The 17047-nt window shown below is 68.0% G+C and carries 9 protein-coding genes; 8 read left to right on the top strand and 1 reads right to left on the bottom strand.

From position 1 onward, the window contains the following. Positions 1-9 precede the first annotated feature (9 nt). Positions 10-7125, top strand: coding sequence for an isopeptide-forming domain-containing fimbrial protein (locus tag ACOPJ3_RS00735; protein ID WP_427869917.1), 7116 nt, complete (start codon positions 10-12; stop codon positions 7123-7125). A gap of 140 nt (positions 7126-7265) precedes the next feature. Here the strand turns inward: ACOPJ3_RS00735 and ACOPJ3_RS00730 are convergent, their stop codons facing one another. After that, a complete protein-coding gene (locus ACOPJ3_RS00730; protein WP_427869916.1) occupies positions 7266-8594 on the bottom strand; it encodes a PQQ-binding-like beta-propeller repeat protein in 1329 nt (442 codons plus the stop codon). Positions 8595-8773: 179 nt separating this feature from the next. On the opposite strand from ACOPJ3_RS00730, the gene ACOPJ3_RS00725 reads away from it, so the two are divergent. The 7 genes from ACOPJ3_RS00725 (at position 8774) to nrdE (ending at position 16994) form a co-directional block, all read left to right on the top strand. Next, the gene (locus ACOPJ3_RS00725; RefSeq protein WP_427871245.1) at positions 8774-10642 is read left to right on the top strand and encodes an ABC transporter ATP-binding protein; all 1869 of its coding nucleotides are present in this window, start codon (positions 8774-8776) and stop codon (positions 10640-10642) included. Positions 10643-11566: 924 nt separating this feature from the next. Then, a complete protein-coding gene (locus ACOPJ3_RS00720) occupies positions 11567-12793 on the top strand; it encodes a pyridoxal phosphate-dependent aminotransferase (protein ID WP_427869915.1) in 1227 nt (408 codons plus the stop codon). Then, positions 12790-13248, top strand: a complete 459-nt coding sequence (rlmH, locus tag ACOPJ3_RS00715; protein WP_427869914.1) for a 23S rRNA (pseudouridine(1915)-N(3))-methyltransferase RlmH — start codon at positions 12790-12792, stop codon at positions 13246-13248. Before ACOPJ3_RS00720 ends, rlmH begins: the two co-directional genes overlap by 4 nt. Positions 13249-13304: 56 nt before the next feature. Further along, the gene (locus tag ACOPJ3_RS00710; RefSeq protein WP_427869913.1) at positions 13305-13754 is read left to right on the top strand and encodes a hypothetical protein; all 450 of its coding nucleotides are present in this window, start codon (positions 13305-13307) and stop codon (positions 13752-13754) included. Between the two features lie 298 nt (positions 13755-14052). Continuing rightward, positions 14053-14289 (top strand): glutaredoxin-like protein NrdH, encoded by a 237-nt coding sequence (gene nrdH, locus ACOPJ3_RS00705; protein WP_427869912.1) that lies wholly within the window; start codon positions 14053-14055, stop codon positions 14287-14289. Between the two features lie 162 nt (positions 14290-14451). After that, positions 14452-14853 carry a class Ib ribonucleoside-diphosphate reductase assembly flavoprotein NrdI gene (gene nrdI / locus ACOPJ3_RS00700; RefSeq protein ID WP_427869911.1) on the top strand — a complete coding sequence of 134 codons (402 nt, stop codon included), beginning with the start codon at positions 14452-14454 and terminating at the stop codon, positions 14851-14853. Beyond that, positions 14853-16994: a class 1b ribonucleoside-diphosphate reductase subunit alpha gene (gene nrdE, locus ACOPJ3_RS00695; protein ID WP_427871244.1), complete on the top strand. Its 2142-nt coding sequence runs from the start codon at positions 14853-14855 to the stop codon at positions 16992-16994. The genes nrdI and nrdE overlap by 1 nt, the downstream gene beginning before the upstream one ends. The last annotated feature ends 53 nt before the right edge of the window (positions 16995-17047 follow it).

Genomic DNA, 17047 nt, shown 5'->3' with positions numbered 1-17047 from the left:
TCGCTCGCAATGGCGGCGCTCATGGCGCTCGGCGTCGTCGCGGGGCCGGCCGTCGCCGCGAGCGCGGCCCCTGGTGATCTCGCCTTCGGCAAGGTCGTGGTCGACTCGAACAAGAACAACGTGATCGACCAGGGGCCGACCGGCTCGAACGACACCGGCGTCGCCGGCGTCAAGGTCATCCTCAAGGGCTCGAACCCGGATCACCCGGGCTGGGAGACGACGACCGATGCCCAGGGTAGGTGGGCGTTCCCCGCCGGCGCCGATCACTCCGCCTCGCCCGGCCCGTTCACCGTCACCGTGAACGCGACGGGCGTGAACGGCAACAACTACCTCGTGCCGACGACCCCCACCGCGGGCGTCAACGACTTCACGCGGGTGGCGAACCAGCCGCAGCAGTCGGTCTCGGGGCCGATCCCCGCGAACGGCAGCGAGGTCGAGCTCAACTCCCTCGTCTATCCGACCTGGACGACCGATGTCATTCCGGCGCAGGATCCCGACGGCGTGAACGGCGCGGCGATCTGGACGGGCACGGCCCCCTTCGACCCCAACGATGCGGAACCCGGATTCGATTCAGGCACGGCCAACATGCGTGTTCGCACGTCCGACGTGATCAATCACACCTGGTCGGTCACGATCGATGCCGAGCAGGATCTCGATTCGAACGCGAATGTGTGGTTCGAGCAGGAACTGAAGCTGGGCCAGGGCGCGATCGCCACGTTTGGTGCGATGCCGAGTTCTTGCGGCGCAGGCAGCCAGATCGTCGCCCTCCCCTCGGGCACGGCGCTGGCGCCCCGTCAGAACCCGCCCGCGGGCACGACCTCCGTCGTGCTGAAGTGCAACGTGGGGCCGATGGGTGAGGTAAAGAGCGCGAACCTCCTCGATACCCAGGTGTTCGTCTCGGCCGACTCCGTCAACGGCGCAACGTTCACGACGGAGGTGCGCACGTACGGCGCGACCCCCGATGGCGTGACGACGGCGCGTCCCGACGGGCCGAGCAGCTACGGGCCCTTCGAGATCACCGCGTCCCCGCGCTACGACATCGAGAAGTCCGGCGGTTTCACGTACGGGGGCTACTCCTACCGGGAGATCAACGGCGAGCAGGTGCTCGGCAAGTACATTTACTACAGCGTGCAGATCGCCACCGATCGCAAGGTGGGCGTCGAGGCGTTCCAGCAGCCCGTTCACTTCGAAGAGGCGCTCTGGGGGCAGTACAAGGGCACCGGGCAGAACGGTCCGGACGGCTCGGTCAACCCCGGCTTGAAGTGGTACATGACGGGGTGCTCCCCCTACAACGGCGACGGCAGGCAGAAGCAGAGCACCACCGTCTACGGCAAGATCGGCATGCCGACTGCCGGCGGCGGCCAGGCGGCGACGGCCGAGAACAGCGTGCGCGACTCGGGGCAGTGCTCCTTCTCACGCCAGGACGCCTCGAGCGACACCGCGAACTACGACGTCACCCTGAGCGGGATCGATGCGAGCGGCGCCAGCTACCCCACGAAGGGTGTGAACGGCACGGCGCTCGCGGCGAACAAGTACTACGTCGCCTCATATGAGATCGTCGTCTTCGTGCCGCGCGCCGAGATCGACAAGATGACCGGCGGCGCCGACGACAACGTCGGGATCGGCGCGATCTGGAACCGGGTGGGCGATTTCGACCCGAAGGGCTCCTCGGGGGCGAGCAACTACGGGAGCGGCTTTGAGGCGGGGTACTGCCGCCCCGGGCCCAACACGGACGCGAAGGCACACTGCGACACGATGCCGGATGGGAAGCAGAGCAACAACGTCGCCGGCCCCGTCGAGATCCGGATCTCACCGGGCGTCTGGTCGAAGGAGTTCACTGACCTCACCCAGGAGTGGGGCTTCCGCGCCGGGCCGATCCCGGGCTCAGCGGGTGCCCAGGACGGTCGTGGCCAGGTGCAGCCGGGCCAGACCTTCACCTCACGCGTCAAGGTCTCGCCCGAGACGGACAGCCCGAACCCTGAGTTCTGCGACGTCTTCGACAACACCGTGCTGAAGCTCTCTCCCCTCGGGAAGGACGCGACGCTGCAGAATCAGCAGTACGGGGGCGCCGCGACGCAGCTCGTGTACCAGGCTCCGGGCAAGGAGATCGCCACGAAGGAGATGCCCGCCTACCAGGCGAACTTCAGGGTAAAGTACGGTCACGTCGATCTCACGGGCGACAACCCGAACACCGGGGTCTTCAGCGCAGGCGATAACCGCTGGTCGGGCGACTGGTCTAAGCAGCAGGCCGCGGCGAGCGGAGCGGGCACGGCGTGCGGTAGCCCGAATGTCACGTTCTACGACAACCCGGGCGACGTGCCAGGCGGCATCGACGCGGTCAACGTGGTGTGGGCGAAGTCCGTCCCCGGCTACGTGCAGCCGGCGTCGTCGACGGTGCACATGCTCACGGGCCTCGAGCAGCGCAACCGCTACAACGGTGGGCCGCACGCGGGCCAGGAGATCCCCGCCAACACGATTTCCGCGAACTACGGAAATGTGAAGAGCGACACGCTCGGCAACTGGGCCAAGAACGGCTACTACCCCGGTGCGGGCACCACGGGCGGCGTCAATCGCCCGGGTGAGAGCGGGGACACCACGGGCGACCGGTGGTCGCTCGTGCGCGCGGAGATGTCTCTGAAGAAGTGGTCCGTCGCTGGAACGGTTGACGGGGAGCCCGCAACGGGCGTCGCACCGGACGGCCAGACCGGCACGGCCAAGGCTGGCTCGCCGGTGATCTGGCACCTCAATGCGGTGCTGAATGCGTCGTCCGAGCCCGCCTCGCCGGTCACGAACGTGCGGATCACGGACACCCTGCCGAAGGGCGTCGAGTACGACGCCGATTCGACCGCCGAACTCGGCGGGCCCGTCCCGAGCAGCGCCACGGTCAACGCCGACGGCACGACGACCCTCATCTGGGAGCTGGGGACGCTCACGCCGAACCAGCCGATTCCCGCGATCGAGATCGCGACGCACGTCGATCCGTTCCTGAACAACAACACCTCGCTCACGAACACGGCGCGGATCACGGCGGACGGCATCGTTCCGGTCGCGAACGTGCACACCGACACGCACACCGTGACCGTCACGCAGCCGGGATCCCTGCAGCTGAAGAAATCGGTTGATCAGGTACTGGATCTCCAGAACGACGACCAGCGCTACACGCTCCAGGTGAAGAACTTCTCGCAGACCCTGCGGCTCCAGGCGCCCACGATCATCGAGGTCCTGCCGTACAACGGCGACGCGACGAACGCGGCGAACGTGAACCGGAACCCCGCCTCCGACTTCGCAGGCACGAACGCGCTCACGGCGGCGCCGAAGGTGACGCAGTTCAACGGCACCACGCCCGCGAACGGCACCTTCTACTACACGACAGTTGCCCCGGCGAACGTGCCGCAGGACCTGAACGCCGACACGGATCCGTCGATCTGGTCGACCACGTTCACGCCCAACGCGACCGCGTTCAAGTTCGTGGCAGCGAACCCCCTGGGGAACGCGTCTGAGGGCGCGAGCTCGGGGCTGCAGATCACGTTCCAGACCAAGCAGGCGGGTAATACCGCGGGCGATCGCTACTCCGACCGTTTCACGGCGTTCAGCTCGACGCTACAGAACGGTGGCAAGTACCAGCTCCTCACCTCCAACCAGGTGATGGTGCGCGTGGTCGGCTTCTCGATCGGCGACCTGATCTGGTTCGACATCAACAACGACGGCAAGTTCACGCCGGGCATCGATCGGCCTGCGCCCGAGGGCGTCAAGGTCCAGGTGTTCGACCAGTTCGGCCTCCCGGTCGCTGGCGGCAACGTCACGACGAACAAGGACGGCCGCTGGGTGGTGAACGACCTGCACGCTGGCGGCTACTACGCCGTGATCCCCGCGTCCGAGTTCGCCGCGGGCGGCCCGCTCGAGGGCTGGGTGGCGCAGACCGCCGGCTATCAGGCTGATCCGAACACGGATAAGAACGAGTCGGTGGATCACAACGGCGCCGCGCAGGCGGATGGCTCCATGAAGACCGGGGTCATCAACGTCAGCGCGACCGTCAACGGATCGACGATCACGGGCAACGAGCCGATGGGCGACAACACGGGCAACATGCCCGTCACCCCCGGCACGACCGACGGCTTCACGAACTTCACGCTCGACATGGCCCTGAAGGCCACGCCGGACTACGAGTTCACGAAGACGGCGGATCCCGAGTCGGGCACCGCGGTGCAGGCCGGCGACACGATCACCTATACGCTCACGGGCGAAAACACGGGCATGACGCCCCTCGACGTGGTCATCAGCGATGACCTCAGCGAGGTGCTGAAGTTCGCGGATCTCACCGACGGGCCGACCGCGACGGTCGACGGCCAGGCCACCGACCCGAACGCGACGCTCACGGGCACCGACCTCGAGTGGGCGGGTGCGCTGCAGCCCGGCCAGAAGGTCACCGTCACCTACGTGGTGACGGTCGCCGAGGGCCACGAGGGCGAGACGATCAGCAACCGCGCGAACTCGACGGCGACCCCGCCGTACGATCCGCCGATCACGCCCCCCGAGGTCGTGACCGAGCACCCGATCCCGGGCTACGACTTCGCGAAGACGAGCGACCCGGAGAGCGGCACGGCGGTCCAGCCTGGCCAGACGATCACGTACACGCTGACCGGCACCAACACCGGCGCGACCGCGCTCGATCCCGTGGTCATCACCGATGACCTGGCCCAGGTGCTGAACCACGCGACGATCACGGCGGATCCCGTGGCGACGATCGACGGCGAGACCACGGTCCCGCAGCCGAGTGTCACGGGCACCGAGCTCGCGTGGAACGGCTCGCTCAAGGTCGGCCAGCAGGTCGAGATCACGTACACCGTGACGCTGAACGACGACGCGTGGGGCGTTGAGCTCCAGAACCTCGCGACGTCCGCGGCGACACCGCCCGGCCTGCCGCCGATCACGCCGCCGCCCGGCGTGACGGAGCACCCGACCCCGGCGTACGAGTTCACGAAGACCTCGGATCCCGTCTCGGGCACCGCGGTGAACCCGGGCGACACGATCACCTACACGGTGACCGGGTCGAACACGGGCAAGACCGAGCTCGACGTGGTCATCGACGATGACCTCTCGAACGTGCTCAACAACGCGGCGCTGACCTCGGATCCGGTGGCGACGATCGAGGGCGCGGACAGCGTCCCCGCCGCGACGGTCGACGGCACCGCGATCCACTGGCAGGGGAAGCTGCAGCCGGGGCAGTCGGTCGTCATCACCTACATGGTGACGCTGAACGCCGATGCCGTGGGCGTCATCGTGAACAACCACGCGTCGTCCCAGGCGACGCCGCCCGGCCTGCCGCCGATCAACCCGCCTGATGTGGAAACGAAGCACCCGACCCCGGGCTACGCGTTCACGAAGACCTCGGATCCCGAGTCGGGCACCGCGGTGAACCCCGGCGACACGATCACCTACACGGTGACCGGATCGAACACGGGCAAGACCGAGCTCGACGTGGCGATCGCGGACGACCTGTCGAACGTGCTCAACAACGCGACGATCACGACCGATCCGGTCGCGACCATCGCGGGCGAGAGCGGCGTCCCGCAGCCGACGGTCGACGGTACGACGCTCAGCTGGAACGGTGTGCTCGAGGTCGGCCAGCAGGTCGAGATCACGTACACGGTGACGCTGAACGACGACGCCTGGGGCGTGCTGGTGAACAACCACGCGTCGTCCGAGGCGACGCCGCCCGGCCTGCCGCCGATCAACCCGCCCGATGTGGAGACGGAGCACCCGACCCCGGGCTACGCATTCACGAAGACCGCGAACCCCGCCTCGGGCACCGCGGTGAACCCCGGGCAGACGATCGAGTACACGCTCACGGGCGTGAACACGGGCATGACGGTGCTGGATCCCGTGGTCATCCACGACGATCTCTCCGAGGTGCTGAACCACGCGACGCTGACGGGCGATCCGGTCGCCACGATCGAGGGCGAGGCCACCGTGCCGCAGCCCACGGTCTCGGGCACCGACATCGACTGGGAGGGCACGCTGCAGATCGGCCAGACGGTCACGATCACCTACACGGTGACGCTGAACGAGGACGCCGAGGGAGTCATCGTGAGGAACCACGCGTCCTCCGAGGCGACCCCACCCGGCCTGCCGCCGATTACCCCGCCCGACGTCGAGACCTGGCACCCGACCCCCGGCTACACCTTCAACAAGGCGGCCGACCCCGTGAGCGGCAGCGCCGTGACCGAGGGTGACGTCATCACCTACACGCTCACCGGCACGAACGCGGGCGAGACGGCGCTGGATCCCGTCGTGGTGAACGACGACCTGGCCAAGGTGCTGGAGTTCGCGACGCTCGAGAGCGGCCCGACCGCGCAGATCGTCGCGGACGGCAACGCCTCGACTGCCGCCGTGCAGCCCGTGTTCGACGGCGACAAGCTGTCGTGGAACGGCTCGCTGCAGATCGGCGAGCAGGTCGCCATCACCTACTCCGTGAAGGTGCAGCCCGGCTTCGAAGGCGAGACGCTGAACAACCACGCGTCCTCGTCGGCGACGCCGCCCGGCCTCCCGCCGATCACCCCGCCCGACGTCGTGACCGAGCACCCGATCCCCGGGTTCGAGATCGCGAAGACGAGCGACCCGGCATCCGGATCGAAGGTCAACCCCGGTCAGAACGTCACCTACACGGTGACGGGCACAAACACGGGCGCGACCGGGCTCGACCCCGTGGTCCTCACCGACGACCTGTCGAAGGTGCTGAACCACACGTCGATGGTCGGATCCCCGACCGCAGTGATCATCGGCTCCGACGGCTCCGAGACCGCGGCAGCGGCCCCGAAGGTCCAGGGCACGACGCTCACGTGGACGGGCTCCCTCGAGATCGGCGAGAAGGTCCAGCTCAGGTACACCGTCAAGGTGGACGCGGACGCCGAGAACGTGTCGATCCGGAACGTCGTGACCGGCTCGGCAACCCCGCCGGGGCTGTCGCCGATCACGCCGCCGCAAGCCGAGACCCACCACGATGTCCCGGAGGGACTGTCGGTGACGGGCGGCGCCGCGACCGGTGGGCTCATCGGGCTCGGAGCACTGCTCCTCGCCGGCGGGACGGCCCTCGTGCTGATCCGCCGACGCCGCCAGGAGGCGTAGCCCCAGGGCTCGCCGCCCCGCGGTAGCGAAAGGCCCCGGTCGAGACATCGGCCGGGGCCTTTCGGGTGCCGGATCGGGATCCGGGCCGTGCTTGTGCTCCGGATCGGAATCGGGATCCGGATCCGGATCCGGATCCGGGGCTAGAAGCCCTCGGGGAGGTGCACCGTGGTGCCGGCGTCGCCGAGCGTGGCGAGGAGGCCGCCCGTGAGGCTCGTGAAGTCGCCCGTCATGTTCTCGACGTCGAGGCTCTTCGCGATCGAGCCGACCTGCTTGCCTTTGGCGTCGAGGAGCTGGACTTCATCCCCGAGCGCGCTGGGCGCGAATGCGATGACGCCGCCGTCGCGCGAGACGCCGATGAATTCGCTCATGGCGTTGTCCATGTCGGGCACCTCGACGCCCGACTTCGCGAAGGTGTAGATGCCGGTCCGATAGAGCTTCGTGATGACGGGGGCGCCGTCCTCGTCGATCGCCGCGACGGCGGACCACTCGGCGAAGCTGTCGAGCGTGAAGAAGGCGCGGTTCGCGGCCGCGGGCAGGAGCGGCGGGGACGAGCGGAGGTCGGACTTGCCGACCCGTGTGTTGTCGAGGTCGTAGAAGCTGCTGCCCATGCCGGTCGTGCTGCCGAGGTTCGGCGCGATGTAGCCGTCGGCCGCCCAGGCGTTGTCGATCTCGGAGAACTCGGCGATGTCGAAGCGCTTCTCGCCGGTCGCGGCGTCGAGGACCCAGGCCGACTGGTAGTCGTTGCACCCGAGGGCGCCGTCGAGCACGGCGCAGTCGGAGGCCAGGATTTCCGCGGGGATCGGCTGCTTCCAGGTGACCTTGCCGCCCTCTTCGAGCGCGAAGATGGAGCTGCTGCCGGTGAAGTGCGCCGCGAAGTAGACGCGGTCGTCGTCCTCGCCGTAGAGCTGCACCGAGGCGAGCTCGCCGTCGGTCATGTCGGCCTTCGCCGTGACCTTGCCGCTGTCGATCTCGGCGAGCTCTGCCGTGAAGCCGAAGTTGCCGCCGCCGAGGTCGTTGCGCGCGGCGAAGAGGACCGCGTCGTCGGTCACCGCGCCCGTGTCGCAGCGCGCCTGGTCGCGCTTCCACAGCTCCTTGCCGGACTTCAGATCGGTAGCCGCGACGAAGACGCTCGTCTCGGTGATGCCGCTCGTGATCGCGACGCTCGAGTCGCCGCTGATCCCGCACAGCGTGTCCTGCGTCACCCAGGTGCCGCCGATGCCCTTGGCGTAGCCCTCGTGGAGCCAGGCGCCGTCCGGCGCGACCGGGGGAGAAAACTGCTTCGGCTTCTCGGGCTTCTGGGGCTTCTCGGTCCCGCCGGGGGTGCCCTTCGATTCGGAGCCGCCGAAGGCGTTGCGGGCGAGCGAGGTCGTGGCCGCGATCAGGCTGCAGCCGGTGAGGCTCGTGGCGAGCCCCAGCGCGATGACGGCCATCCCAGCGGCCCGGTAGGTGCGGCGATCGATGCGGCTCATCTGGGGGTTCCTCCTCGCGGTGGCCATATGAAAACCATAGCTGACGCATGTGTTTTCGGAGTCGTCGCCCGGCGCCCGGCTCCGCGGCACCCGGGCACCGATCGCCTATTCCCCGTTGCGCCGCGAGCGGACTCGACCCGTGCATGTCACAGGCCCCGACTATCCTTCGAACCATGAGCATGTCAGGCGGCGGAGGAGGGCGCGGATCCCGCGTCTCATCTGGTGATGCCGCAGCGCAGCGCGAGCGCAACCGCGAGGCACCCGTCGTGCCGAACCTGGGCAGGCGCATCGCCGAGCTGTTCCGGCCGTACCGGGCGCCGCTCGCCGTCATCATCGCGCTCGTGCTCGTCTCCGCCGCGCTCGGGATCCTGCCGCCGCTGCTCACGCAGCGCGTCTTCGACGACGGCCTGTTCCCGCTCGACGGCGGCGGCCCGAACCTGACGGCGCTCGGCTGGCTCGTCGGCGCGATGATCGCGGTGTTCGTCCTCTCCTCCGGGATCGGGATCGTGCAGACGCTCTTCACGGCGCGCGTCGGCAACCGGGTGATGGGCGACCTCAGGGTCAAGCTGTTCTCGCACCTGCAGGCCATGGAGCTGGGGTTCTTCACCCGCACGAAGACGGGCGTGATCCAGTCGCGTCTGCAGAACGACGTCGGCGGCGTCGCGAACGTGCTCACGAACACGGTCTCGAACGTGATCGGCAACACGGTCACGGTGATCGCGGCCGGCGTCGCGATGGTGCTGCTGAGCTGGCAGCTCACGCTCATCGCGCTCGTGCTCATGCCGATCCTCGTGTTCGCGCAGCGCCGCGTGGGCCAGGTGCGCGCGCGGATCGCGGGGCGCACGCAGGAGTCGCTCTCCGAGATGTCCGCGATCACGCAGGAGGCGCTCTCGGTCTCGGGGGTGCTGCTCGCGAAGACGTACTCGCGGCAGGGCGCCGAGACGGAGCGCTATGCCGCCGAGAACCGCAACCAGATCGACCTGCAGGTGCGCCAGACCATGAGCGGCCAGGTGTTCTTCGCGCTCGTGCAGGTGTTTCTCTCGGCCGTACCCGCGATCGTGTACCTCGTGTCCGGCTGGATCATCGCGAACGCGCAGGGCACGGGCTACGATCCGGGGATCACCGCCGGCACGATCGTCGCCTTCACGACGGTGCAGTCGCGGCTGCTCTTCCCGCTCATGGCGCTCATGCGCATCGCGCTCGACCTGCAGACCTCGAAGGCGCTGTTCGCGCGCATCTTCGAGTACCTCGACCTGCGGCCGGCGATCGTGGACGCGCCGGACGCGCGTGAGCCGTCTGACGCGCCGGGCCTCGCGGGGCGCATCGACTTCGCCGATGTGACGTTCCGCTACCCCGACGCACGGGAGGACGAGCGCCCCACCCTCGGCGGCGTGACGTTCCACGTGGAACCGGGGGAGTTCGTCGCGTTCGTCGGTGCCTCCGGATCCGGCAAGACGACGATCGGCAACCTCGTGCCGCGCCTCTACGACGCGAGCGAGGGCACCGTGAGCTACGCGGGCGACGACGTGCGCGAGCTCAAGCAGGAGGCGCTCATGGAGCGCATCGGCGTCGTCACGCAGGAGCCCTACCTCTTCCATGCCTCGATCGCGGCGAACCTGCGCTACGGCAAGCCCGACGCCACGCAGGAGGAGCTCGAGGCGGCCGCCCGCCTCGCCAACATCCACGACACGATCATGAGTTTCGCCGACGGCTACGACACGATCGTGGGCGAGCGCGGATACCGCCTCTCGGGCGGCGAGAAGCAGCGCATCGCGATCGCCCGCGTGCTCCTCAAGAACCCGCGCGTCCTCGTGCTCGACGAGGCGACCAGCGCCCTCGACACGGTCAACGAGCGCGCCGTGCAGCACGCCCTCGACGACGCGCGCAGCGGCCGCACGACGATCGCGATCGCCCACCGCCTCTCGACCGTGGTCGACGCCGACCAGATCTACGTCGTCGGCGCGGGCCGCATCCTGGAGCACGGCACCCACGCGCAGCTCCTGGCCGCCCGCGGCCCCTACGCGGAGCTCTACGCGCAGCAGCAGTAGTAGGGGTCGGTGGTGCGCGCTTGCGCGCTGGCGCCCCTGCCCGCGCCCCCCCGCGCCAGCGTATGCCTGCGCGTGCCGGCGTGCCTGCCCGCCCTCCCCGGCCCTCGAGTCGCCCCAAAGGCCCCATTCGCCCCGCCGAGTCGGCCGTAAGGCCCCTTTCCCGCGCTTGAATGGGGCCTTACGGCCGACTCGATCCGGGTCTCGTGCCTTCGCGGACCCGCGGGCCCGGATCCCTCGTGCCCGCGCGCAGGCCTTCGCGTCGGGATCCGGGACCCGACGCTCACCCCGTGCCACATCATCCGGGGCCGCGAGCCCTCGAGTCGCCCGAAAGGCCCCATTCGCCCCGCCGAGTCGGCCGTAAGGCCCCTTTCCCGCGCTTGAATGGGGCTTTACGGCCGACTCGATTCGGGTTTCGTGCCTTCGCGGACCCGCGGGCCCGGATCCCTCGTGCCCGCGCGCAGGCCCTCGCGGCGGGATCCGGAACCCGACGCTCACCCCGTGCCACACCATCCGGGGCCGCGAGCCCTCGAGCCGGCCGAAAGGCCCCATTCGCCCCGCCGAGTCGGCCGTAAAACCCCTTTCCCGCGCTTGAATGGGGCTTTACAGCCGACTCGATCCGGGTCTCGTGCCCCGAAGGGTCGATATGTGACGTGGGGCTGTCGTGGCCAAGTCTGGATCCGGATCCACTCATCCCTTGAGGCCAGACGGACCCATGCCGGGCACCCCCATGCCCCCTGCCTCCCCTTGAGTCGGCCCAAAGGCCCCATTCACCGCGCCGAGTCGGCTCAAAAGCCCCATTCCCGCCCTCGAATGGGGCCTTCCGGCCGACTCGACAAGGGTTTCGTTCCCACGCGCCCCCATGAGCCCGGATCCCACCCCGAGCCCCCAACACGCCCGGCCCAACCCAAGGAGTAGGATCGCCCCGTGCGCCCGATCACCCAGTCTCGAAAACTCGCAGGTGTCCGCTATGACGTGCGGGGCCCCATCCTGCAGGAGGCCGAGCGCCTCGAGCGCGAGGGCCACGAGATCCTGAAGCTCAACATTGGCAACCCCGCCCCGTTCGGCTTCGAGGCCCCGCCCGAGCTCGTCGAGGAGCTGCGGCGCGCGCTCCCCATCGCGCAGGGCTACAGCGACTCCCGGGGCATCATCGAGGCCCGCGAGGCTGTCGCGAATTACTATGCCGAGCAGGGGATTCCGGGTGTCGGCCCTGACGACGTGCTCATCGGGAACGGCGTCAGCGAGCTCATCTCGCTCGTGCTGCAGGCCCTCGTCGACGACGGCGACGAGATCCTCGTGCCGGCCCCCGATTACCCGCTGTGGACCGCCCAGGTGACGCTCTCGGGCGGCCGCGCGGTCCACTATCCCTGCGTCGAGCAGAACGGCTGGATGCCGGATCTCGCCGAGATCGAGCGCCTCGTCACCCCGCGCACCAAGGGTCTGGTCCTGATCAACCCGAACAATCCCACGGGCGCCGTCTACTCGGCCGAGCTCGTGCGCGGCTTCGCGGAGATCGCCGAGCGGCATGGGATCGTCCTCCTCGCGGACGAGATCTACGAGCGCATCCTGTACGACGGCGCCGTCCACGAGCACGCGGCGCTGCACGTGAGCGACTCGCTCTGCCTCACCTTCAGCGGGCTCTCGAAGGCGCAGCGCGTCGCGGGGTACCGATCCGGCTGGCTCGCGATCTCGGGGAATCGGGCCCGCGCCCGCGACTTCCTCGAGGGCCTCACCCTGCTCGCAAACATGCGCATGTGCGCGAACGTCCCCGCTCAGCACGCGATTCCGGTCGCGCTCGCGCACGAGAGCAACTGGTCCGGGATCGCCGAGCTCTGCGCTCCGGGCGGTCGCCTGCGCGAGCAGCGCGACGCCGCGCACCGGCTCCTCACCTCGATCCCCGGCGTCTCGTGCGAGCTGCCTGGCGGCGCGATGTACCTCTTCCCGCGGCTCGACCCCGAGCGCTTCCCCATTGCCGATGATCAGGTGTTCGTCATCGATCTGCTGCGGGCGACGCGGGTGCTCGTCACGAACGGCAGGGGCTTCAATCTCGCGACTCCGGATCACCTCCGCTTCGTGACGCTCCCGTCGGTTCCCGTGCTCACGGAGGCGATCGGGCGGATCGCGGAGTACCTCGACGGGGTGCGCGTCGCATGAGCGTCCGGGTGCTCGCGGTCGGAAAGAAGCACGAGAGCTGGGTTTCTGACGGGATCTCCCGCTACGAGAAGCGGCTGCGGAAGCCCTTCGACTGCCACTGGCAGCTGCTGCCGCACTCCTCGCGCGAGGGCGACGCGGCCCGCGCCGAGGAGTCGGAGCGGATCCTCGCGAAGCTCGACCGAGACGCGTTCGTCGTGCTCCTCGACGAGCGGGGGCGCAACGTCGATTCCCCGGCGCTCGCGGCGACGCTGCGCGGCGCCTTCGACGCGGGCCGCGCGGTGACGGTCATCATCGGCGGCGCGTACGGCGTCTCTGATCAGGTGCGGAGCCGGGCGGACTTCGTGTGGAGCCTCTCGAAGCTCGTCTTCCCGCACCAGCTCGTGCGCCTCATCCTGGCCGAGCAGCTGTACCGCGCGCAGGAGATCGCCGCCGGGCGCCCCTACCACCACGTCTGAGCGCGGGATCCGGATCCTGCTCCGTCAATGTCAGTGGTCCGCCGTAACCTTCCCGCATGAACCCCTTCCGACTCTCCTCGAGGCTGCAGCCGCCGCGCGCCAGGCCCCTGCGCGTGCTCGGGGAGCCGGCGGGTGCGCGGGCCGCGCCGGCCGCGCCGCCTGAGGCGCGGGGCCCGGTTTCGGGATCGGCTGCGGTCTCGGCCCCCGCCGCTACCGCCCTCGAGGTGCCCTGGCGCCTCTCGCGGCGCTCGACCTCGGGGGTCGTCGAGGTTGAGAACCTGAGCGACCGGCCGCTGTACTCGGCGCGCTTCGCGCTCGCGGGCGGGGGCCTGCTCGGCCTCTCACTGCCGCGCACGGTGCTGCCGGGGGAGCGGATCCGGGTCGTGGTGCGCGGGCCCGCGCCCGAGTCGGCGTGTGAGCTCGCGCTCAGCGCGCCGGACGCGATGCTCGTGCTGCGCTGGTTCGAGTCAGATGGGAGGGAGCTGCTGTGGCCGATTGCGCTGTGATGAGGGCCGGTGCCGGATCGCCGCGGGGGTGCCCCGGCCGGCACCCGCGAGGGCGCATTCGCGACACGCCGAGCGGACTGGGGGGAAGAACTTTTTTCACTTGTCCCGAGGGTGTGGATAACCCGTCCGGAAGGGCGGAACCGCGCCGAAAGTTCTCCCCAAGACCACCCCCGAATCGGTGGATAGTCGGTAAAAAACTACATTCATGTAACTACATCATCTTGTGGTCGGCGCGAGTGTGGTTCACTATATGTAGTGCCTCGGCCGAGGTGCGAAGGTTTTTGACGAAGGGCGTGAAATGGCCATCACGGTATACACCAAGCCGTCGTGCGTGCAGTGCACCGCGACTTATCGGGCGCTCGACAGCAAGGGCATCGAGTACAACGTGCTCGACCTGTCTGAGGATGCGACGGCGCTCGAGACGGTGAAGGAGCTCGGGTACCTCCAGGCTCCCGTGGTGGTCACGGAGGACGAGCACTGGTCGGGCTTCCGCCCGGACAAGATCTCGGAGCTCGCAAGCCGCCTCGCGGACTAGCTCTTGCCCACTGGAACGCCCGCGGCGGCCGCAGACACGGAGTCTCGGCAGGTCGGGGGCGTTTCAGTAGGCGCGGTGCGGCGCCGCTCGCAGCGCGAGCGATGGCGTGACCGCACCTCAACGGAACAGGCAGGATCCCGCTCCGAACAGGAGGTGGTGAGCGTGGCGGATCTCGTGTATTTCTCGAGCGTGTCGGGCAATACCCAGCGCTTCGTGGAGAAGCTCGGTCGCCCAGCGGCCAGGATCCCGCTCTATGCGAAAGACGAGCCGCTCGTCATGACCGAGCCCTTCGTGCTCCTGCTTCCGACCTACGGGGGCGGGCCCACCACGAAAGCGGTTCCCAAGCAGGTGATTCGTTTCCTCAACGACGAGCGAAACCGGAACCTGATCCGCGGAGTGATGGCCGCGGGCAACACGAACTTCGGCGAGGCCTACGGGATCGCCGGTGACATCGTCGCGAGGAAGTGCAAAGTGCCCTTCCTCTACAGATTCGAACTCTTTGGTACGCCGGACGACGTGAGCGCCGTCCAAGAAGGATTGGACAAGTTTTGGAAACAGCAGTGATGGAGCAGAACTTCGAATCCTCGAAGATCAGTGACATGGATTACCACTCGCTGAACGCGATGCTGAACCTCTACGACGCAGAGGGCAAGATCCAGTTTGAGAAGGACCGCGAGGCCGCTCGCCAGTACTTCCTGCAGCACGTGAACCAGAACACGGTGTTCTTCCACAACTTCCAGGAGCGCCTGCGCTACCTCGTCGACAACGACTACTACGAGAAGGACCTGCTCGAGCAGTACCCGGCGGAGTTCATCGAGGCGCTGACCGACGAGGCGTACGCGATGAAGTTCCGCTTCCCGACCTTCCTCGGCGCGTTCAAGTTCTTCACCTCCTACGCGCTCAAGACGTTCGACGGCAAGCGCTACCTCGAGCGCTTCGAGGACCGCGTCGTCATGGTCGCGCTCGGCCTCGCGCAGGGCGACCAGGAGCTCGCCCGCGGGCTCGTCCGCGAGATCGTCTCGGGCCGCTTCCAGCCGGCAACCCCGACGTTCCTGAACCTCGGCAAGGCGCAGCGCGGCGAGCTCGTCTCCTGCTTCCTCCTCCGCATCGAGGACAACATGGAGTCGATCTCGCGCGGGATCAACTCTTCGCTGCAGCTCTCGAAGCGTGGCGGCGGCGTCGCCCTGCTCCTCTCGAACATCCGCGAATCGGGCGCCCCGATCAAGAAGATCGAGAACCAGTCCTCCGGCATCATCCCCGTGATGAAGCTCCTCGAAGACAGCTTCAGCTACGCGAACCAGCTCGGCGCGCGCCAGGGCGCCGGCGCCGTGTACCTCTCGGCGCACCACCCGGACATCATGAAGTTCCTCGACACGAAGCGTGAGAACGCCGACGAGAAGATCCGGATCAAGACCCTGTCGCTCGGCGTCGTGGTGCCCGACGTCACGTTCGAGCTCGCGAAGAAGAACGAGGACATGTACCTCTTCTCCCCGTACGACGTCGAGCGCGTCTACGGCGTCCCCTTCGGAGACATCTCCATCTCCGAGAAGTACCAGGAGATGGTCGACGACGCGCGGATCAAGAAGACCAAGATCAGCGCGCGCCACTTCTTCCAGACCGTGGCCGAGCTGCAGTTCGAGTCGGGCTACCCCTACATCGTGTTCGAGGACACGGTGAACCGTGCGAACCCGATCAAGGGCCGCATCAACATGTCGAACCTGTGCTCGGAGATCCTCCAGGTCAACACCCCGACCACGTACAACGAGGACCTTAGCTACGACCAGATCGGCAAGGACATCTCCTGCAACCTCGGGTCGATGAACATCGCGGCCGCGATGGACGGGGGCAACCTCGGCGACACGGTCGAGCTCGCGATCCGCGCGCTCACCGCCGTCAGCGACATGAGCCACATCAGCTCCGTCCGCTCGATCGAGGACGGCAACGACCAGTCCCACGCGATCGGCCTCGGCCAGATGAACCTTCACGGTTACCTCGCCCGCGAGCACGTGCACTACGGCTCGGAGGAGGGCATCGACTTCACGAACATCTACTTCTACACGGTGCTCTTCCACGCGCTCTCGGCCTCGAACCGGATCGCGATCGAGCGCGGCGAGACGTTCGGCGGCTTCGCCGACTCGAAGTACGCCTCGGGCGAGTTCTTCGACAAGTACACGGACGAGGTGTGGCAGCCCGCGACGCCGCGCGTGAGCGAGCTCTTCGCGAACGCCGGGATCGAGATCCCGACCCAGGCCGATTGGGCCGAGCTCAAGGCGAGCGTCATGGAGCACGGGCTCTACAACCAGAACCTGCAGGCGGTCCCGCCGACCGGCTCGATCTCCTACATCAACAACTCGACGAGCTCGATCCACCCGATCGCCTCGAAGATCGAGATCCGCAAGGAGGGCAAGCTCGGCCGCGTGTACTACCCGGCGCCCTTCATGACGAACGAGAACCTCGCCTACTACGAGGACGCGTACGAGATCGGCCCCGAGAAGATCATCGACACCTACGCCGCGGCCACGCAGCACGTCGACCAGGGCCTCTCGCTCACGCTGTTCTTCAAGGACACGGCGACGACCCGCGACATCAACAAGTCGCAGATCTACGCATGGCGCAAGGGGATCAAGACGATCTACTACATCCGCCTCCGTCAGCTCGCCCTCGAGGGCACCGACATGACGGAGTGCGTCAGCTGCATGCTGTAGACCGAGCGTCTACAGTGTGAGTGGCTGAAACGCCAGATGGCTGAAACGTCATA

The sequence above is a fragment of the Leucobacter luti genome, from assembly GCF_050310065.1.
Lineage (GTDB): Bacteria > Actinomycetota > Actinomycetes > Actinomycetales > Microbacteriaceae > Leucobacter > Leucobacter luti_B.
Note: the sequence above shows the minus strand (reverse complement) of the source record. Positions and strands in the feature narration are given on the sequence as shown.